This is a genomic window from Enterococcus sp. DIV0660C (assembly GCF_017316125.1).
In the GTDB taxonomy this organism is placed as follows: domain Bacteria; phylum Bacillota; class Bacilli; order Lactobacillales; family Enterococcaceae; genus Enterococcus_B.
The window spans coordinates 106,801-127,584 of record NZ_JAFLWA010000010.1 but is presented as its reverse complement, the minus strand read 5'-3'; the positions used below and the strand labels follow the sequence as shown (position 1 = coordinate 127,584).

Genomic DNA, 20,784 nt, shown 5'->3' with positions numbered 1-20,784 from the left:
GTTCTTTTTTAGTTCTCTTTTTATTTTAAAAATTTATTGGGCAGATACGTCCACTTTCGCGATCTTCCCTTGTTCGATGTAGACCATCAAGATACTTAAATCTGCAGGATTTACCCCACTGATTCGACTTGCTTGAGCAATCGTTTCAGGTTGAATTTTTTGCAACTTTTGTTTTGCTTCTGTGGCTAAGCCATTGATTGCTGCGTAGTCGATATTTTCTGGGATTTTTTTAGCTTCCATACGTTTTAGTTTTTCAACTTTTTCCATTGCTTTTTTGATGTAACCTTCATATTTGATTTGTATCTCCACTTGTTCAATTTCTTTATGTGTCAATGTATCGTTTTCTGGAATAAATTTTAACAAATCTGCATAAGAAATCTCTGGACGCTTCAAGAAATCACTTGCTAGGACGCCATCCTTTAATGGAGCTGCTTCAATACTACTCAAGAAAGCTTGGACTTCCGTAGTAGGCTTGATTCGAACGCTCATTAATCGTTTGATTTCTTGCTCAACTGCTGCTTTCTTCAATAGATAAGACTCATATTGTTCTTCTTTTACTAATCCAATTTGGTGACCCATCTCAGTCAAACGTAAATCTGCATTGTCATGTCGTAAAATCAAACGATATTCTGCACGAGAAGTAAGTAAACGATAAGGTTCATTTGTTCCTTTTGTCACCAAATCATCAATCATTACACCAATATACCCATCACTGCGCTTGATTACGAGTGGCTCTTTTTCTTGAACTTTTAATGATGCATTGATCCCAGCAATCAGACCTTGCCCTGCTGCTTCTTCATATCCACTTGTTCCGTTTGTTTGACCAGCTGTATACAAATTTTCAACTACTTTTGTTTCAAGTGTTGGACGTAGTTGATGTGGTTCAATGACGTCATACTCAATGGCGTATCCCGTACGCATCATTTCAACTTTTTCCAAACCAGCAATTGAATGCAATACATCTACTTGAACATCTTCTGGTAAAGAGGTTGACAACCCTTGGACATATACTTCTTCTGTATTTAATCCTTCTGGTTCTAAAAACAATTGATGACGTGGTTTATCAGCAAAACGAACAATTTTATCTTCAATTGATGGACAATAACGCGCACCCACACCTTCAACGATCCCAGTAAACATCGGTGCACGATGTAAATTGTCACGGATAATTTGATGGGTTGACTCACCAGTATAAGTTAACCAGCACGATTCTTGGTCAACTTTATATGCACTGTCGGGTGTGCTAAAACTAAAATGATTAGGCTTTTCATCTCCAGGTTGTTCTTCTGTGACTGAATAATCAATTGTACTTGATTTTACACGCGGTGGCGTTCCTGTTTTAAATCGTTCAATCTTAAATCCTAATTCTTTTAGATTATTGGCTAAGCCTACTGATGGCTGTGAATTATTGGGACCTGATGAATACTTTAATTCACCAATGATGATTTCACCACGAAGAGCTGTCCCAGCTGTGATAACGACAGCTTTTGCGTTATAACGTGCGCCTGTCGAGGTAACGACACCTCGACAGACACCTTCTTCAACGATTATTTCTTCAACAATTCCTTGGCGTAGTGTCAAATTAGGTTCTTTTTCAATTGTATGTTTCATTTCTGACGCATAGGCGTGCTTATCAGCTTGTGCACGTAACGCACGCACTGCTGGTCCTTTTCCGGTGTTCAACATTCTCATTTGAATGTACGTTTTATCAATATTTTTCCCCATTTCTCCGCCTAGAGCATCAATCTCGCGAACAACCACTCCTTTAGCTGGTCCGCCAACTGATGGATTACAAGGCATAAATGCAACCATATCTAAATTAATTGTTAATAATAATGTTTTCGATCCTAGTCTAGCTGAGGCTAATGCTGCTTCAGATCCAGCATGGCCCGCTCCGACAACGATAACATCATATGATTCTGCTTGATATTGATTCAAAAGATGTTCCTCCTCTATTTTCCTAAACAAAATTGACTAAATAACTGTGTTATCAATTCATCTTGAACACTATCTCCAACTACTTCTCCAAGGTAGTCCCAACAACGGGTCATATCAATTTGAACCAAATCAACAGGCATACCCGCTTCTATCCCTGTAACCACTTCATCTAATGAAAGAGCTGCTTTTTCTAATAATGCGATATGTCGTGTATTGGAAACATAAGTTGCATCTTTCTCACCTGTTTTTCCACCGAAAAACAGTTCAGTAATAGCAAGCTCTAATTGATCCAAACCATCATTTTTTGTGACTGAAACTGGAAAAACAGGCTCATTATCAATAAACATTGCTAATTTATCTAGTTCAATTTTTGCAGGTAAATCAGTTTTATTTAAAAGAATAATTCTCTTTAAGCCATTTGTTGCTTCCAGTAACTGTTCATCTTCTGATGTTAAAGCTTCACTTTGATTTAAAACTAATAAGATCAAATCAGATTCAGACAAAGCTTTTCTACTTCGCTCTACACCGATTCGCTCTACAACGTCCTCTGTTTCGCGAATTCCAGCTGTATCAATCAATTTCAAAGGTACGCCACGAACATTGACATATTCCTCAATCACATCACGTGTCGTTCCAGCAATGTCAGTTACAATTGCTTTTTCTTCTCGTAATAAATGATTTAGCAAACTTGATTTTCCTACGTTAGGACGTCCAATAATCGCAGTGCTTAACCCTTCTCGCAAAACTTTCCCTTGTTTTGAAGTTGCTAAGAGTTCTTCAATTTTTTGATGAACCATTCTTGCTTTTTCGAGTAATAATTTAGTTGTCATTTCTTCAACATCGTCATATTCTGGATAATCAATATTGACTTCAACTTGTGCTAATGTTTCTAAAATTTCTTGGCGCAATGCGCGAATTAATGAAGAAAGGTTCCCATCTAATTGATTAATTGCTAAATCCATTGCTTTATCTGTTTTCGCACGAATTAAATCCATGACAGCTTCTGCTTGTGATAAGTCCACACGACCATTTAAAAATGCACGCTTTGTAAATTCCCCTGGCTCTGCTAATCGTGCGCCTTCTCTAAGTAAAAGCTGAAGCACTTGATTGACAACAACAATTCCACCATGACAATTAATTTCTACCACATCTTCGCGAGTAAAAGTTTTTGGTGCTAACATTACTGAGACCATTACTTCATCCACTAGATGATTATCTCTTGGATCAGCTATATGGCCATAATGAATCGTGTGGCTAGGTACATCGAGTAAGTTTTTTGCTCCACTGCGATAAACTTTATTGGCAATTTGAACTGCTTGATCACCACTTAGACGTACAATACTAATTGCACCTTCACCTGGGGGCGTCGAGATTGCTGCGATTGTGTCAAACTCCAAAGTAATTTCAGCCATTTTTTCACTTCTCCTTTAATTTTACGCACAAAAAAAGCGCCCACTCCACCCCTTACATAAAAAGGTGAACTTAGCACTTTGACTGCTTGTTCTTGATTAAATTCTTGTCATAGACTATCACATTTCTAAAAATGAATCAAGTTCTTTTGATTGACTAGTCTCTAACCTGATTTTTAAATAAAAAAAGCACAAAGCAAATGCTTTGTGCTTCTTTCTATCAAAGTTAGACTACTACGATCGTATACTTCGATAAGAATGATTTCTAGTAAAATATACTTGGTTTAAAAAATTTTGTCAATCTGATTTTGTTTCTTCACACCAATTAGCCATAAAAACATATTTTGGCATACTTTTTTATCTTCTACGCTATATAGAATAGAAAACAAAAAAGGGAGCGTCATAAGCCAACTGACTTCTGACATTCCCTTTTTGTTGTTTATTTCATTTAGTAGAATTTTTTTGCTGGCTCAACAACTAAATATCGATAAGGCTCTTCGCCCTCAGAGTGTGTTTTTACTCCATCATTTTTACTTAGCACTGCATGAATCTGCTTTCGTTCAAAAGCCGGCATTGGTTCTAGAAATACTGGCTGACCTGTACGAATGACTTTATCAGCAGTTCGCTCAGCTAAACGCTGAATAATTTCTTGACGTTTTTCGCGATAGTTTCCTACATTTACAACAATTGATAGTTTGTTTGTAGCCACCCGATGGATAAATACTTGTGCTAAATATTGTAAAGCATTCAGCGTCTTTCCATGTTTACCAATTAAAATTCCTTGCTTTTGCGTTTCTAAGTGAAAAACAATTAAGTTCGCTTCTCTCTCCATTTTTACTAGCGCGGGCGCATCCAAATGTTTAGAAATTTCAGTAAGATAAAGTGCCAATTCCGTTAAAGCTGCTTCATCATCCAAGTCACTTAATTCTTGTTCTACTGAATTTTCTTCAGACTCGGCTTCAAATTCATCAATCACTGTAATTTCTACAGGAGTTTCCTCTAGGACGTCTTCTACTGTTTCTTCCACTACTTCTGAAATAGTTTCACTAACAGATGGCTCAATAGAAACTTGAGCAGCTTTACGACCCATTCCAAGGAACCCTTTTTTTCCTTCGTCAAGTATCTCAATTTCAACTTGATCTTTAGTCAAACCTAATTGATCCAAACCATTTTGAATGGCTTCATCTACTGTTGCAGCTTTATAAATCGGCATTAGCATTACCTCCCTTATTTTTTACGTTTTTTCTTAGGATTTGTAGCTTTTTTCAATGCTTTTTCTTTTTCACGAATCTTCATTGCTGCTTCTTCGCGTTCTTTACGAATCTTAAACGGATTGTTAATCAACAATGTCTGAACAACTTGAAAAGCATTTGAAACTACCCAGTATAATGAAAGACCACTCGCCAAGTTAACACCCATAACTAAAATCATCACTGGCATAGCAAAGCTCATAATTTTCGTTGTTGGGTTCGACTCAATTTGACTCATACTAGATAGGTAAGTACTTGCAAAAGTAAAAATTGCAGCTAAAATTGGCAAAATAAATGTTGGATCTGCTTCACCTAAATTAAGCCAAAGGAAATGTCCCTGTTTCAATTCTGGTACACGAGAAATTGATTGCCATAATGCCATCAAAATTGGCATCTGTACCAGTAGAGGAAGACATCCAGCGTATGGATTTACACCATTTTCAGCATAAAGTCGTTGTTGTTCTTCTCTTAATTTGCTTTGAGTTTCAGGGTCTTTAGAAGAATATTTCTGTTGTAACTCTTTTAATTTGGGTTGAACTTCTTGTGTTTTTCGCATACTTTTTGTTTGAAAATGCATTAGTGGTAATAATATTACCCGAATCACTAATGTAAATAGGATTATCCCGATTCCAGCATTCCCAAAAGATAAGCCTTTAATTGCTTGAGCAAAATTATAAACAATGTAGCGATCCCAAATTCCTGTACTTTGTGCACTCACTTCCCCAGTTCCACAACCAGACAAGATGACAACTAAACTAATTATGCCAGCCATCAAAAGTAAACGTTTGTATTTCTTCACGTACTCGTTACCTCTCTATCGATTATTTTTGCAAGCTTTAAGACATGGACTAAATTTGAGCGAATCTCATCGTAAGTTAGTCCTTTAACACTTGGTCTTGCAATTACAATAAAGTCTAATTCTGGATCGATTTCATCTTTAAAAGAATAAATCGCTGCACGAATTTTTCTTTTTACGTCATTGCGGGAAACTGCATTTCCAACTTTTTTACCTACTGAAAGCCCAACTCTAAAATGAGGTTGGTCTTTTTTATCTAATCGGTAAACAACAAACTTACGGTTAGCAAAGGAAGCCCCTGTTTTAAAGACGGCTTGAAACTCTCGTTCTTTTTTTACTCGATACGCTTTTTTCATTAGTTTTCTTTCCTTTTCTATCTCTCACTTACGTGAACCATCATACCATATTTACTGTTATCAGTTCATCATTTCCCTAAAAAAGGACATAAAAAAAACCACTGAAACCCCAGTGGCCTAAGCTGAAAGAACTTTTCTTCCTTTACGACGACGGCTTGCTAAAACACGACGTCCATTTTTAGTACTCATACGTTTACGGAATCCGTGAACTTTTTGACGTTTACGTTTATTTGGTTGGTATGTTCTTTTCATGTATTCCACCTCCAAAATTTCTTATCTAATTATAAACACAGACATACTTTGATAGTATACCGACTAGAATGCTGTTTTGTCAATATAAAATAATATTAACTCATTCAAAACTTATCCACAACATTCTTTTTTGCTGTGTGATTTTTTTGTGGAAAAAGTTATCAACAGTAATTATCCACAATTTTTTTACCATGCTTTTTACACAGAATAAACACATGTAAAAAAAGAAATCCACAGGGTTTCATTTTTCTGTGAATTGTTTCGTGAATCACTAGTATATATTCATTTTTTTATACACACATACTTGTTGAAAACTTTTTTATATCGTAACTTATCCACCTGTTAATTACTCCTGTGGATAAGTTTTTTCCTCCCTTGTGATTTTCTCTTTTTTCTTTGAGTTAATTTTGTGGATAATACAAATAAATTTATTTTTTTCTTTTCTTTCTGTGGAAAACTATCTAAAAAAATGCTAAATTAGTACTAGTTATTCACTTTTTAATGAAGGAGGAAGCCTTATGGTATCCCTCGATGCTTTATGGAACGAATTAAAAACTACTTATCAAAGAGATTTATCTCCAGCGAGTTATAATACTTGGATTGAAACTGCAACACCTCGCTCACTAGACAAGCATCAATTTGTCTTAGAGGTTCCAAGTAAGATTCACAAAGAATATTGGGAGAAAAATCTAGCTACAAAAATTGTTGAAGTTGGCTATATGTTGACTGAAGATGAAATTATTCCACGTTTTGTCACTGGTGATGAGATTGAACAAGAAGAAATCGTTATTGAAAAAAATGAGAAGCCAGCTGTCGTTGCCCCGATAAAAAAAGCCATGTTAAATCCTAAATACACTTTTGATACATTTGTCATAGGTAAAGGAAACCAAATGGCGCATGCTGCAGCATTAGTTGTAGCAGAAGATCCTGGATCTATTTATAATCCACTCTTCTTTTATGGTGGTGTTGGTTTGGGTAAAACTCACTTGATGCATGCAATTGGTCATCAAATGTTGTTAAGCCAACCAAATGCAAAAGTAAAATATGTAAGCAGCGAAACTTTCGCAAATGATTTTATCAATTCAATCCAAAATAAAACTGCTGAAGAATTTCGCCAAGAATATCGGAATGTTGATTTACTATTAGTAGATGACATTCAATTTTTTGCAGAAAAAGAAGCTACCCAAGAGGAATTTTTCCATACATTTAATGCACTGTACAATGAAGGTAAACAAATCGTATTAACAAGTGATCGTTTGCCCAATGAAATTCCAAAACTACAGGAACGCCTAGTTTCACGCTTTGCTTGGGGACTTTCTGTCGATATCACGCCACCAGATCTGGAAACTAGAACAGCAATTTTACGAAAAAAAGCTGCTGCTGAGCAATTAGAGATCCCAGATGACACCTTAAGTTATATTGCAGGTCAAATAGACTCGAACATTCGCGAACTTGAAGGAGCTTTGGTTCGAGTTCAAGCTTTTGCCGCAATCAATAGCTCAGATATTTCAACTAGCTTGGCCGCTGATGCTTTAAAGACATTAAAATCTGGAAAAGGTCATTCTCAATTGACTATTTTACAAATCCAAGAAGAAGTTGCTAAGTATTACCATGTTCAGCTGAAAGATTTAAAAGGGAAGAAACGTGTCAAGTCTATTGTTGTTCCACGTCAAATTGCGATGTATCTTGCACGCGAGCTCACAGACAGTTCATTACCAAAAATTGGTGCTGAATTTGGCGGAAAAGATCATACAACTGTCATCCATGCACATGAAAAAATTCAACATTTGATGGATTCAAGCATGAGCATGCAAAATGAAGTTTCAGAAATCAAAAATTTCTTACTTAATTAGTTTGTGGATAAATATGAAAGTTTTTCTTTTTTTATCCACAGTTTGTCCACAGTCTTTTTTTCTACGGACAATTATGGTTTCACTAGTTTTCCACAAAATTAACATGCCCTATTACTTTTATTATTTTAATTAACTAATAATAAATTAACTAATCAAAAGGAGATTCATCATGAAAGTTACTTTAAATCGAGCTAGCTTTATGCAAGAACTACAAACTGTTCAAAGAGCTATCTCAAGTAAAACGACTATCCCAATTTTAACTGGGGTCAAAATCACGTTAACTGACGAAGGTTTAACTTTAACAGGGAGCAACGCAGATATCTCAATTGAAACACTTTTATCTGTTGAAAACGAAAAAGCTCAAATGCAAATTGAATCTACAGGTTCAATTGTTTTACAAGCACGCTTTTTCAGTGAAATTATTCGTCGTTTACCGGAAGAAAATTTTACTTTGGAAGTTTTAGAAAATAAACAGGTAGCAATTACTTCTGGTAAAGCTAACTTTACTGTCAATGGATTAGATGCAGATAATTACCCACATTTACCAGTTGTTGAAAGTCATAACCAAATGAAATTACCAGTACATGTATTAAATAAATTGATTAATGAAACAGTTTTTGCTGTTTCTCAACATGAAAGTCGCCCAATTTTAACTGGGGTTCATTTAATTTTATCGGATGAATCTTTATTGGCTGTTGCTACAGATTCACATCGTTTAAGTCAACGAGTTATACCAGTAGAACAAACAGCTGATCATTTTGATATTGTTATCCCTGGTAAAAGCTTGACAGAACTTTCTCGCTCGTTGACAAACGAAGAAGAGATTGTTGAAATTAGTATCATGGAAAACCAAGTACTCTTTAAGACAGAAACAATGTTCTTCTATTCTCGTTTACTAGAAGGAAACTATCCTGATACAAATCGTTTAATCCCATCAAGCTTTAACACAGAAGTTGAATTTTCAGTACCAAGCTTATTAGCTGCGATTGAACGTGCTTCATTATTGTCTCATGAAGGTCGCAATAACATTGTTCGTCTATCTATTAATCCAGATTCAGTTGTGTTATATGGAAACTCACCTGAAATTGGTAAAGTAGAAGAAAGCCTAACTTATACGACTAGTAGTGGAGATCCATTAGAAATTTCATTTAATCCAGATTACATGAAAGCTGCTTTACGTGCATTTGGGGATATGAGTATCAAAGTTAAATTCATTTCAGCTATTCGTCCATTCACACTAGAACCAGCTGAAGAAGGTGTTCAATTTATTCAATTAATCACGCCAGTTCGAACAAATTAATCTTTTTTTTCACTCTTTTGCAAAATACTTTGAAAAGAAATAGAAAAAATAAATTTTTAAACAGAGGGCCCTAAAATCAATTTTAAGGCTTTCTGTTTCTTTTTATTCAAAAGACCTTTTTAGAATTAAATCTTCTTATATTTGAAAATATGTGGGAAAATTTGTTTTATTCCTCAAAAAAAGGTATAATAATGCTATGTTTAATAATGAAAATGAGGGATGGATATTGAAACAACAAGTCATTTTAGAAACAGAATTTATGACGTTGGGCCAAATGTTGAAAGAAACTACTGTTATTGGTAGTGGTGGCCAAGCAAAGTGGTATTTAGCTGAAAATACTGTTTTAGTTGACGGTGAACCAGAAAACCGTCGTGGAAGAAAACTTTATCCCGGGATGATGATTGAAGTTCCAGATGTAGGAACTTTTTTTATGGTAAAAAAAGGAAAAGTGAATAATGAGGCTGAATAAGCTCCACCTTAAAAATTATAGAAACTATGATGAATTAACTATGGATTTCTCCAAGAATTTGATTATTTTTTTGGGGGAGAATGCTCAAGGAAAGACGAATCTATTAGAAAGCATTTATGTACTGGCTATGACACGAAGTCATCGTACAACCAGTGAGCAGGAACTAATTGGCTGGGAACAAGAACAAGCGCTTGTTCAGGGAGAAATTAGTAAAGGTTCTTCTAAACTTCCTTTAGAGATTTTACTATCTAAAAAAGGACGTAAAACTAAAATCAATCATATTGAACAAAAAAAATTAAGTAGTTATGTTGGGCAGCTAAATGTCATTTTATTTGCACCAGAAGATTTATCATTAGTGAAAGGTAGCCCTCAGATACGACGAAAATTTTTAGATATGGAATTAGGCCAAATTAATCCTATTTATCTGTATAATTTGGTTCAATATCAGTCAATTTTGAAACAAAGAAATCAATATTTAAAGCAATTGAGTGAAAAAAAACAATCAGATTTGCTTTATCTAGATATTTTATCGGAACAATTGGCAGACTTTGGAAGTAAAGTGTTAAAAGCTAGAAGCCAATTTATTAAAAGATTAGAATTTTGGGCCAATTCACTACATCGACAAATCACGCATCAAAAAGAACAGCTAAGAATTGAATATGTGACTACGCTTAATTCTTTAGAAAATCAAACACAAGAACAAATTCAAAAACAATTTTTAGAAGAATTAGTGAAAAATCAAAAAAAGGATCTATTTCGAGGTACGACAACAGTAGGACCCCATCGAGATGACCTTCATTTTTTTATCAATGAAAAAAACGTTCAAATTTATGGTTCACAAGGACAGCAGAGAACTACTGCTTTAAGTGTAAAATTGGCCGAAATCGATTTGATTAAAGAAGAGACGGGTGAGTATCCAATTTTGTTATTGGATGATGTGATGAGTGAATTAGATGATAACCGCCAATTACATTTGTTGGAGACTATTGAAGGAAAAGTCCAAACTTTTTTAACAACGACAACACTTGACCATGTAAAAAATAAAATGACCGTTGAGCCAGAAATATTCTATGTTCAACAGGGAAAAATAAAAGGAGACGAAACTGAATGACAGAAGAAAAAAGTTTAGTGGATCGCGCTAAAGAATATGATGCCAGTCAGATTCAAGTATTAGAAGGACTGGAAGCCGTTCGTAAACGTCCAGGGATGTATATTGGGACAACAAGCTCAGAAGGATTACACCACTTAGTATGGGAAATCGTTGATAATTCAATTGATGAAGTATTAGCTGGTTTTGCTACTTCTATTCATGTAATTATTGAAAAGGACAACAGCATAACAGTCATTGATGATGGTCGTGGTATACCTGTTGGTATTCAGGCTAAAACAGGTCGTCCTGCTGTTGAGACAGTTTTTACTATTTTGCATGCTGGAGGTAAATTTGGCGGTGGCGGATACAAGGTGTCTGGTGGTCTTCATGGTGTAGGATCTTCTGTTGTTAATGCATTGTCTACGTCGTTAGATGTCAGAGTTTATAAAGATGGAAATGTTTATTATCAAGAATATCGTCGAGGTGCAGTTGTCGATGATTTGAAGATTATTGACACAACTGATCGTCATGGAACAACTGTTCATTTTATTCCAGATCCAGAAATATTCACTGAAACAACTGTTTTTGATTTTAATAAATTGGCAACACGTATTAGAGAATTAGCTTTCTTAAATCGTGGCATGCATATTTCAATTGAAGACAAGCGTGAAGAAGAACCGGTTATTAAAGAATATCATTATGACGGTGGTATTAAGAGCTATGTCGAATTTTTAAATAACAGTAAAAATGTCTTGTTCCCAGAGCCAGTTTATTTGGAAGGTGAGCAGCAAGATATCACAGTCGAAGTATCAATGCAGTATACAGATGGTTATCATTCAAATATTATGAGTTTTGCCAATAATATTCATACATATGAAGGTGGAACACATGAATCTGGATTTAAAACGGCACTGACACGCGTTGTTAATGACTATGCAAGAAAACAAAAATTGATGAAAGAAAATGATGACAATTTAACTGGGGAAGATGTTCGCGAAGGTTTAACAGCTGTTATTTCAATTAAACATCCCGATCCACAGTTTGAAGGTCAAACGAAAACAAAACTAGGGAATTCTGAAGTTCGTACTGTAACAGACCGCTTGTTTAGTGAACATTTTATGAAATTTTTACTTGAAAATCCAAGTGTTGGGCGACAAATCGTTGATAAGGGATTACTAGCATCTAAAGCACGTTTAGCTGCTAAACGGGCACGTGAAGTTACTCGACGCAAAGGCGCACTAGAAATTAGTAATTTACCAGGAAAATTAGCGGATTGTTCAAGTAATGACCCTGAAAAGTGTGAATTATTCATCGTCGAAGGAGACTCTGCGGGAGGATCAGCAAAACAAGGACGTGATCGACAGTTCCAAGCAATTTTGCCAATTCGTGGGAAAATTTTAAACGTCGAGAAAGCAAGTATGGATAAAATTTTAGCCAATGAGGAAATTCGTTCATTATTTACAGCAATGGGTACAGGGTTTGGAGCAGATTTTGATGTATCAAAGGCACGTTATCACAAATTAGTCATCATGACCGATGCCGATGTCGATGGCGCTCATATCAGAACATTACTATTAACACTGTTCTATCGTTACATGCGTCCAATCGTAGAGGCAGGCTATGTTTATATTGCACAACCACCTTTATACGGGGTAAAACAAGGAAAGAAAATCACTTATGTTCAGCCTGGAAAAAATGCAGAAGAGGACTTGAAAAATATTATTGCGACCTTACCTTCATCACCTAAACCAAATGTTCAGCGTTATAAAGGTCTAGGGGAAATGGATGACCATCAACTATGGGAAACAACCATGGATCCTACTAATCGAATGATGGCTCGTGTAACTGTAGATGATGCAATTGCTGCAGACCAAATTTTTGAAATGCTGATGGGAGATCGCGTAGAACCTCGACGTGCGTTCATTGAAGAGAATGCACACTACGTTAAAAACTTAGATATTTAATCATGAAGGGGGAAAAGAATTGTGAGTGAAAAATTTAGTGAAAACATCCATGATGTCAATCTAACCAATGAAATGAAAGACTCCTTCATCGATTATGCAATGAGTGTTATTGTAGCTCGTGCATTACCTGATGTTCGAGATGGATTGAAACCAGTTCATCGTCGTATCTTGTACGGAATGAATGAATTAGGTGTGACACCTGATAAACCACATAAAAAATCAGCCAGAATTGTTGGGGATGTTATGGGTAAATACCATCCCCACGGAGACAGTGCTATTTATGAATCTATGGTTCGGATGGCTCAGCCATTTAGCTATCGCTATATGCTAGTTGACGGTCATGGAAACTTTGGCTCTGTAGACGGTGACGGAGCTGCCGCAATGCGTTATACAGAAGCTCGAATGAGTAAGATTGCTATGGAAATGCTAAGAGACATTAACAAAAATACAGTTGATTTCCAAAGTAACTATGATGATACGGAAAAGGAACCAGAAGTTCTTCCTGCTCGGTTCCCTAACCTTTTGGTCAATGGAACAACTGGTATTGCGGTAGGAATGGCAACAAACATTCCACCACATAATTTATCAGAAGTTGTGGCAGCAATTGATTTATTGATAGAAAACCCAGAAGTTACGACAAATGAACTAATGGAAGTGTTACCCGGACCTGATTTTCCAACTGGTGGTCTAGTTATGGGGAAATCTGGAATACGCCGTGCATATGAAACAGGTAAAGGATCAATTACTGTTCGAGCAAAAGTTGAAATCACTGAAATGCCAAATGGGAAAGAACGAATTTTAGTTACAGAATTACCATACATGGTAAATAAAGCGAAACTAATTGAACGAATTTCTGAACTTCATCGGGATAAGCGAATTGAAGGAATTACTGATTTACGAGATGAATCTTCTCGTGAAGGAATGCGTATTGTTATTGATATTCGCCGTGATGCTAGTGCTTCTGTTATTTTGAACAACTTATATAAAATGACTTCACTACAAAACTCGTTTGGATTCAATATGTTAGCAATTGAAAAAGGTGTTCCAAAAGTTTTAAGCTTGAAAGAAATTCTTGAAAATTATGTTGAACATCAGCGTGAAGTAATTACACGTCGTACAATTTTTGACAAAGAAAAAGCTGAAGCAAGAGCACACATTTTAGAAGGTTTACGAATTGCGTTAGATCATATTGATGAAATTATTGCTATTATTCGTGGATCAAAATCTGACGATATTGCAAAAGCAACAATGATTGAACGATTTGCTTTGTCAGATCGTCAAGCACAAGCCATATTAGATATGCGTCTTCGTAGATTAACTGGTTTAGAACGTGAAAAAATCGAAAATGAATATCAAGAGTTACTAAAACTAATTGCAGATTTGACAGATATTTTAGCTAGACCAGAACGAATTACTGAAATCATCAAAACGGAACTTGCTGAGTTAAATCAACGTTTTGGCGATAAACGTCGGACAGAACTTTTAGTTGGTGAAGTTTTGAGCCTAGAAGATGAAGATTTAATCGAAGAAGAAGAAATCGTTATTACTTTGACAAATAATGGTTACATCAAACGTGTTGCTAATAACGAATTTAGAGCCCAAAGACGTGGTGGACGTGGTGTACAAGGTATGGGCGTTCATAATGATGATTTTGTAAAAAATCTAGTATCTTGTTCAACCCATGATACTTTACTATTCTTCACGAACAATGGAAAAGTATATCGTGCAAAAGGATATGAAATTCCAGAATATGGGAGAACTGCTAAAGGAATTCCTGTTATTAATTTACTTGGAATTGATTCTAGTGAAAAAATCCAAGCAATTATTGCTGTGACAGGGAAGGCAGAAGAAGGCCATTATCTGTTCTTTACTACTCGCCTCGGAACTGTAAAACGGACAGCGGTGACAGCATTTTCTAATATTAGAAGTAATGGTTTGATCGCCATCGGATTAAAAGATGGTGATGAGTTAGTCAATGTCTTACTAACAAATGGCGAATCGAACATTATTATTGGAACACACAATGGTTACTCTGTTACGTTCAAAGAAGAAGCTATCCGTGATATGGGTAGAACAGCTTCTGGTGTAAGGGGAATTCGTTTAAGGGAAGAAGACTATGTCATTGGCGCAGCTTTGATGACAGAAAATCATGAAGTTCTTGTAATTACAGAAAAAGGATATGGAAAACGCACAAAAGTATCCGAGTATCCTGTAAAAGGTCGTGGTGGTAAAGGAATTAAGACGGCTAATATTACAGAAAAGAATGGTCCTTTGGCAGGATTAACGACTGTTACTGGTGAAGAGGATATCATGTTGATTACGGATAAAGGTGTCATTATTCGATTTAATGTATCAACTGTCTCTCAAACTGGTCGTTCAACATTAGGTGTTCGTTTAATGAAAATGGAAGCTGATACGAAAGTTGTAACGATGGCAGCAGTTGAACCTGAAGCGATTGAAGAAGTTGCAGATGTAAATTCAGAAAATGATGTAGAAGAAACAACAGAAGAATAAAAATTTTCTTTGAAAATCATTTATAATAAGAGTACCTTAATTTTTAAGGTACTCTTATTTTTTTGTTGCGCAAAGAGTGGCTTACGTGTATAATCAAAGATTGTGAGTAGTCTAATTATATTAGAAAACTCTCCTTGCTCTTGGAATAACAAGAGCCTAAAGTCCATAGGGAGGTGAAATCAATGGAAAATACGAAATATGAAATCATGTATATTATTCGTCCAAACATTGATGAAGAAGCAAAAACTGCTTTAATCGAACGTTTCGATACAATCTTAAAAGATAACGGAGCTGAAGTTATCGAATCTAAAGATTGGGAAAAACGCCGTTTAGCTTATGAAATTAACGGTTACCGTGAAGGTATCTATCACATCGTTAAAGTGTCTTCTCCATCAAATGCAAGTGCAATCAACGAGTTTGATCGTCTTGCTAAAATCAACGACGATATCGTTCGTCACATGATTGTTAAAGAAGAAGCTTAATTTGTTTCACATGGAACAAAAGAAAACGATGAGAGGAGATGGCTGTTTTGATTAATAATGTTGTACTAGTTGGACGTCTGACTAAAGATCCGGATTTACGATATACATCAAACGGAACTGCAGTAGCAACGTTTACTCTGGCCGTAAATCGTAATTTTACAAACCAAAGTGGAAATCGAGAGGCTGACTTTATTAACTGCGTTATTTGGCGTAAATCAGCAGAAACAATGGCTAACTATGCACGTAAAGGTACACTCTTAGGTGTTACCGGACGTATTCAAACACGTTCTTATGATAATCAACAAGGACAAAAAGTTTATGTTACAGAAGTAGTAGCTGATAACTTCCAATTATTGGAATCTCGTTCTGCATCAGAGAATCGTCAACAAAGTGGCGGGTATCAAAGCTCAAACCAATCAACAAACACATTTGGTGGAAACAATAACTTTAATCAAACATCTCAATCATCCAACGGTATGCCTGATTTTGATCGTGATACAACTGATCCATTTGGTTCAAGTTCAACGATTGACATTTCAGATGATGATTTACCATTCTAAACGAATTGATAGGAGGGAAATAGAATGGCACAACAAAGAAGAGGCGGACGTAAACGTCGTAAAGTAGACTACATTGCTGCTAATCATATTGAATATATCGATTATAAAGATATCGAATTGCTAAAAAGATTTATCTCAGAACGCGGTAAAATTTTGCCACGTCGTGTAACTGGTACTGGCGCTAAAAACCAACGTAAACTTACTGTTGCAATTAAACGCGCTCGTATTATGGGCTTACTACCTTTCGTTAGTGAAGACTAATAAATTGTAAAAGTTGAAGCAACAACCTTTTAGGTTGTTGCTTCTTTTTTATATAAAAGAGAACTAGTTTTTGATTTAGTGAGCAATATAGATGTTAGTCGCTTGTAATGATGAAAATATGGTAAAATTGAACTAATTATTAGTGGGAGGGAGAACATGGAAAATGAAAATTTAAATTTTACCCCTAAACCATTCTTCTTTTTTTTATTTATTCTAATTGAAGTTACGGTCATTCTAGTGTTTCCATTTCGATTAATTAGTGCATTAATTGTACTGATCATGAATGCGCTTTGGTTCCGTTATTGGTTGAAAGTGAGTCGATGGTTAGTTTTAAGGAATCGAGAGAAAATTCAACAAGCATCAACTGTGGCAGAAACCAACCTTGCATATGTTTCAGAAATTATGCCTGTAGGGGTAATCGCTTACCAGCCAACAACACAAAAAATCGAATGGTTAAATCCCTTTGCTCTAGATATAAAAGATAAGAGTGCGTTATCGGAAACTGAATTATTGGATGCTTTTTTCTCTGCAAAAGAAAAAAATAAAAATCAATTATATTTAGCAGATAAAACCTTTCAGTTTGATTTAGATACAATCAAAGGGGTTATTTACTTCAGTGACGTTACACAAAATCAATTATTAAAATTGCATCAAACAAATGTACAACCCGTGATTGGAATTTTGTCAATTGATAACTATGCAGATGCAATTGATAAATTAGATGATAAAGAAATTTCTTATCTAAATTCATTCATTACCACCTTGATTTCTGATTGGATGGACGAATATCATATTTTTTATAAGAGAATAAACGCAGAGCGTTTTTTCTTTTTTGCACAAATGATTGACTTAAAAAAGATGATGGAAAAGAAATTCGATTTGTTGGACCGATTGAGAGCTGAAGCGGAGAAACAAAATTTACCGATTACACTAAGCATGGGTGTTGCATATGGGCAAAAAACGTTAGAAGAAATTGGCGATGAAGCGCAGAATAATTTAGATATTGCTCTAGTTCGCGGGGGCGACCAAGTTGTTGTTAAAGAAGTCCATGAGGGATCAAAACCAACTTACTATGGTGGGAAATCAGCAAAAAATGTAAAAAGAACAAGAGTAAGATCCCGTGCAATGAGTACTGCATTACGGAAAATATTTACGGAAACAAGTGATGTGTTTATTATGGGACATCGTTTTCCAGATATGGATGCTTTAGGTTCTGCTTTCGGTGTTAGTTGTTTGGCACGATTCAATCAAAAAAAAGCATATGTTGTGATTAATGAAGACGAAATTATACCAGATGTTTCCAGATGTTTAGAAGAAATTCATAAGCATCCAGAATTAGAAGCTCAAATAATTTCGCCAGAGCAAGCGATGGAGATTAAACAGGATAATGATTTGTTAGTTATGGTAGATTATCATAAACCGTCGTTATCAATCTCACAGAGCTTATACGACCAATTTGACAAAATTGTTATCATTGATCATCATCGACGAGGAGAAGAATTTCCCAATAAACCATTATTAACTTATATTGAATCCTCCGCGTCATCAGCCTCAGAATTGGTCACAGAATTGATTCAATATCAAAGTACGAGAATCAATAAACTTGATCGTTTTGAAGCAACTCTTTTGCTTGCTGGGATGACTGTAGACACGAATAGTTTTAATGTGAGAACTACAGCTCGAACATTTGATGTGGCTAGTTATTTAAGGTCTTGCGGAGCAGATGCATCATTAGTACAATATTTATTAAGTTCTGATTTAGATACTTACTTAGAAATCAGTGATCTAATTGCGCACAGTGAGTATGTGACAGAAGATATTGTTGTAACAGCAGGAACAAATGAGAAAGAGTATAATAGTGTTATTGCCGCTAAAACAGCTGATACACTGCTGTCAATGATTGATATTAATGCTGCATTTGTTATTACTAAGCGAACGGATGGCTTGATTGGGATTAGTGCAAGAAGTAGCGGAACAATCAATGTCCAACTCATCATGGAATCTTTAGGTGGCGGGGGCCATTTTACTAATGCAGCGACACAATTGGAAAATACCACGGTTGAAGAAACAAAAGAGCAGTTATTGGCAGCAATTCATAACAATATAAATCAAATATATGATAAGGAGTAGGCCAAATGAAAGTAATTTTCTTACAAGATGTAAAAGGAAAAGGCAAAAAAGGGGACGTTAAAGAAGTTCCAACTGGATATGCACAAAACTATTTATTAAAAAATAATTTAGCCAAGGAAGCTAATAAAGGAAGCATCAGTCAATTAGCTGGACAGAAAAAAGCGCAGGAAAAGCATGAAGCAGAAATTTTAGCTGAAGCAAAAAAATTAAAAGATTTTCTTGAAAAAGAAGACACAGTTGTTGAAATCAAAGCAAAAGCTGGTGAAGACAGTCGTTTGTTTGGATCAATTCCATCAAAACAAATTGCAGAAGGCTTGAACAAACAATATAAAGTAAAAATTGATAAACGAAAAATAGAATTGGAAACACCGATCAGAGCTTTAGGTTACACCAATGTACCAGTTAAATTGCATCATGATGTAACTGCGATAATTAAGGTACATGTTATACAAGAATAAAAAGTACAAAGCGGCTGTTTTGAGAACACCGTTAATAAAGTTGTGGCTCCAAATGATCAGCTTCGAAAAAAAAAAAACTGTCAAAAATAGCTCCACATGTTTTTGAACAATTATGAATTATCTGAGGCGTTGCTTGGGAAACACTATTTATTTGGAGAAAGGAGGTATGACAATTCCTTGTCACACCTCCTTTCTTACGGTGTACATTTCAGTTATTTTCTTGTAAAATGAAGCAACTGAAGACAAGGAGCGATAAGTATGAGTGAAGTGTGGCAGGATCGAATCCCACCGCAAAATATTGAAGCGGAACAAGCAGTCTTAGGCTCTGTTTTTCTTGATGCAGAAACGATCATTGATGCCATGGAATACATAGAGCCAAAAGATTTTTATCGTCGTGGTCATCAAATTATTTTTGAAACAATGATTGAATTGAATGATCGGAATGAAGCAATAGACGTTGTGACTGTGAAAGATCGATTAGAGCAAGGAAATCTTTTAGAAGATGCCGGAGGATTGAGTTACCTTTCAGAACTTGCTTTGGCAGTACCTACAGCTGCAAATGTGGCTTATTATGCCAAAATTGTTGAAGAAAAATCTTTACTGCGAAATTTAATCCAAACCGCAACTGGAATTGTAACTAAGGGTTTCGAGCAAGGTGAAGAAGTTCAGTCGATTTTAGATGATGCGGAACGAAGTATTTTAGAAGTATCTGAAAAAAGAAATCGTAGTGGTTTTTTATCAATTGCAGAAGTTTTGAACTCTACGATTGAAAATATAGATCAGCTTGCACAAAATAATGAAGAGATTACTGGTTTGCCGACAGGGTATCAAGGTTTAGATAAAATGACTGCAGGGTTCCAAGCGGAAGAATTAATTATTATTGCTGCTCGTCCTGCAGTAGGTAAAACAGCATTTGCTCTGAACATTGCTCAAAATGTGGGAACAAAAACAGATCGTTCTGTAGCAATTTTTAGTTTAGAAATGGGTGCGGAATCGTTAGTAAATCGTATGCTTTGTGCAGAAGGATCTATTGAAGCTAGTCATTTACGAACGGGACAGTTGTCAGAAGAAGAGTGGTCCAACTTAATTGTCGCTATGGGAAGCTTGTCACGAGCAAATATTTATATCGATGATACTCCGGGTATCAAAATTTCTGAAATTCGTGCGAAGTGTAGAAAACTGGCACAAGAAAAAGGAAATTTAGGGTTAATCTTGATTGATTACCTACAATTGATTGAAGGAAGTGGACGAGAAAATCGCCAACAAGAAGTGTCTGATATTTCACGTCAGCTGAAAAAATTGGCAAAAGAGTTAAAAGTACCTGTCATTGCTTTATCCCAACTTTCACGTGGTGTAGAACAGAGACAAGATAAACGTCCAGTTCTTAGTGATATCCGGGAATCTGGATCCATTGAGCAAGATGCCGATATCGTGGCGTTCTTATATCGTGATGACTATTATGATCGTGAAGGCGGCGAAGACGGAGAGGCGACAGAACCGCAAAATGATAATGTAATCGAAGTGATCATTGAAAAAAACCGAAGTGGCGCACGTGGGACTGTTGAGTTACTTTTTATAAAAGAATACAATAAGTTTTCTTCACTTTCACCAAGGGAAGAATTCTAAATGATTTTATTTGAGAAAAGTTTGGTTTTATTGTGTAGACAGTAAAGCCGAGCTTTTTTATTATAGAAATTTTTTA

Annotated in this window: 18 protein-coding genes; 12 read left to right on the top strand and 6 right to left on the bottom strand. The window is 35.6% G+C overall.

Going from position 1 to position 20,784, the window contains the following annotated elements:
* Positions 1 to 33: 33 nt before the first annotated feature.
* The 6 genes from mnmG to rpmH all read right to left on the bottom strand — a co-directional run bounded on the left by mnmG (position 34) and on the right by rpmH (position 6,001).
* On the bottom strand, positions 34 to 1,938 hold the full coding sequence (mnmG, locus tag DOK81_RS02785; protein ID WP_206907830.1) for a tRNA uridine-5-carboxymethylaminomethyl(34) synthesis enzyme MnmG: 1,905 nt from the start codon (positions 1,936 to 1,938) through the stop codon (positions 34 to 36).
* 14 nt (positions 1,939 to 1,952) lie between these two features.
* Complete coding sequence (mnmE, locus tag DOK81_RS02780; protein WP_206907828.1) at positions 1,953 to 3,350, bottom strand: tRNA uridine-5-carboxymethylaminomethyl(34) synthesis GTPase MnmE; 1,398 nt, start codon at positions 3,348 to 3,350, stop codon at positions 1,953 to 1,955.
* Between the two features lie 445 nt (positions 3,351 to 3,795).
* Positions 3,796 to 4,560, bottom strand: a complete 765-nt coding sequence (gene jag, locus DOK81_RS02775) for an RNA-binding cell elongation regulator Jag/EloR (protein WP_206907826.1) — start codon at positions 4,558 to 4,560, stop codon at positions 3,796 to 3,798.
* 14 nt (positions 4,561 to 4,574) lie between these two features.
* Positions 4,575 to 5,396 carry a YidC/Oxa1 family membrane protein insertase gene (locus DOK81_RS02770; protein WP_206907825.1) on the bottom strand — a complete coding sequence of 274 codons (822 nt, stop codon included), beginning with the start codon at positions 5,394 to 5,396 and terminating at the stop codon, positions 4,575 to 4,577.
* Entirely contained in the window at positions 5,393 to 5,749 is a 357-nt protein-coding gene (rnpA, locus tag DOK81_RS02765; RefSeq protein ID WP_067483666.1) for a ribonuclease P protein component, read from the bottom strand. Before rnpA ends, DOK81_RS02770 begins: the two co-directional genes overlap by 4 nt.
* A gap of 117 nt (positions 5,750 to 5,866) precedes the next feature.
* Positions 5,867 to 6,001 (bottom strand): 50S ribosomal protein L34, encoded by a 135-nt coding sequence (gene rpmH / locus DOK81_RS02760; protein WP_002293121.1) that lies wholly within the window; start codon positions 5,999 to 6,001, stop codon positions 5,867 to 5,869.
* Between the two features lie 518 nt (positions 6,002 to 6,519).
* On the opposite strand from rpmH, the gene dnaA reads away from it, so the two are divergent.
* The 12 genes from dnaA to dnaB all read left to right on the top strand — a co-directional run bounded on the left by dnaA (position 6,520) and on the right by dnaB (position 20,708).
* Positions 6,520 to 7,854 (top strand): chromosomal replication initiator protein DnaA, encoded by a 1,335-nt coding sequence (gene dnaA, locus DOK81_RS02755; RefSeq protein WP_206907823.1) that lies wholly within the window; start codon positions 6,520 to 6,522, stop codon positions 7,852 to 7,854.
* Positions 7,855 to 8,023: 169 nt separating this feature from the next.
* Entirely contained in the window at positions 8,024 to 9,154 is a 1,131-nt protein-coding gene (dnaN, locus tag DOK81_RS02750) for a DNA polymerase III subunit beta (RefSeq protein WP_206907821.1), read from the top strand.
* 226 nt (positions 9,155 to 9,380) lie between these two features.
* The gene (gene yaaA / locus DOK81_RS02745; RefSeq protein ID WP_067483660.1) at positions 9,381 to 9,623 is read left to right on the top strand and encodes a S4 domain-containing protein YaaA; all 243 of its coding nucleotides are present in this window, start codon (positions 9,381 to 9,383) and stop codon (positions 9,621 to 9,623) included.
* A complete protein-coding gene (recF, locus tag DOK81_RS02740; RefSeq protein ID WP_206907819.1) occupies positions 9,610 to 10,734 on the top strand; it encodes a DNA replication/repair protein RecF in 1,125 nt (374 codons plus the stop codon). Before yaaA ends, recF begins: the two co-directional genes overlap by 14 nt.
* A complete protein-coding gene (gene gyrB / locus DOK81_RS02735) occupies positions 10,731 to 12,677 on the top strand; it encodes a DNA topoisomerase (ATP-hydrolyzing) subunit B (protein WP_206907817.1) in 1,947 nt (648 codons plus the stop codon). Before recF ends, gyrB begins: the two co-directional genes overlap by 4 nt.
* Positions 12,678 to 12,698: 21 nt before the next feature.
* Positions 12,699 to 15,191 carry a DNA gyrase subunit A gene (gyrA, locus tag DOK81_RS02730; protein WP_206907815.1) on the top strand — a complete coding sequence of 831 codons (2,493 nt, stop codon included), beginning with the start codon at positions 12,699 to 12,701 and terminating at the stop codon, positions 15,189 to 15,191.
* Between the two features lie 182 nt (positions 15,192 to 15,373).
* Complete coding sequence (gene rpsF / locus DOK81_RS02725) at positions 15,374 to 15,673, top strand: 30S ribosomal protein S6 (protein ID WP_067483652.1); 300 nt, start codon at positions 15,374 to 15,376, stop codon at positions 15,671 to 15,673.
* Between the two features lie 47 nt (positions 15,674 to 15,720).
* On the top strand, positions 15,721 to 16,233 hold the full coding sequence (gene ssb / locus DOK81_RS02720) for a single-stranded DNA-binding protein (RefSeq protein ID WP_206898961.1): 513 nt from the start codon (positions 15,721 to 15,723) through the stop codon (positions 16,231 to 16,233).
* 24 nt (positions 16,234 to 16,257) lie between these two features.
* Positions 16,258 to 16,494 carry a 30S ribosomal protein S18 gene (gene rpsR / locus DOK81_RS02715; protein ID WP_016623165.1) on the top strand — a complete coding sequence of 79 codons (237 nt, stop codon included), beginning with the start codon at positions 16,258 to 16,260 and terminating at the stop codon, positions 16,492 to 16,494.
* A gap of 156 nt (positions 16,495 to 16,650) precedes the next feature.
* Positions 16,651 to 18,624, top strand: coding sequence for a DHH family phosphoesterase (locus DOK81_RS02710; protein WP_206907813.1), 1,974 nt, complete (start codon positions 16,651 to 16,653; stop codon positions 18,622 to 18,624).
* Between the two features lie 5 nt (positions 18,625 to 18,629).
* Positions 18,630 to 19,082 (top strand): 50S ribosomal protein L9, encoded by a 453-nt coding sequence (gene rplI / locus DOK81_RS02705; protein WP_206907811.1) that lies wholly within the window; start codon positions 18,630 to 18,632, stop codon positions 19,080 to 19,082.
* Between the two features lie 258 nt (positions 19,083 to 19,340).
* A complete protein-coding gene (gene dnaB / locus DOK81_RS02700) occupies positions 19,341 to 20,708 on the top strand; it encodes a replicative DNA helicase (RefSeq protein WP_206898959.1) in 1,368 nt (455 codons plus the stop codon).
* The last annotated feature ends 76 nt before the right edge of the window (positions 20,709 to 20,784 follow it).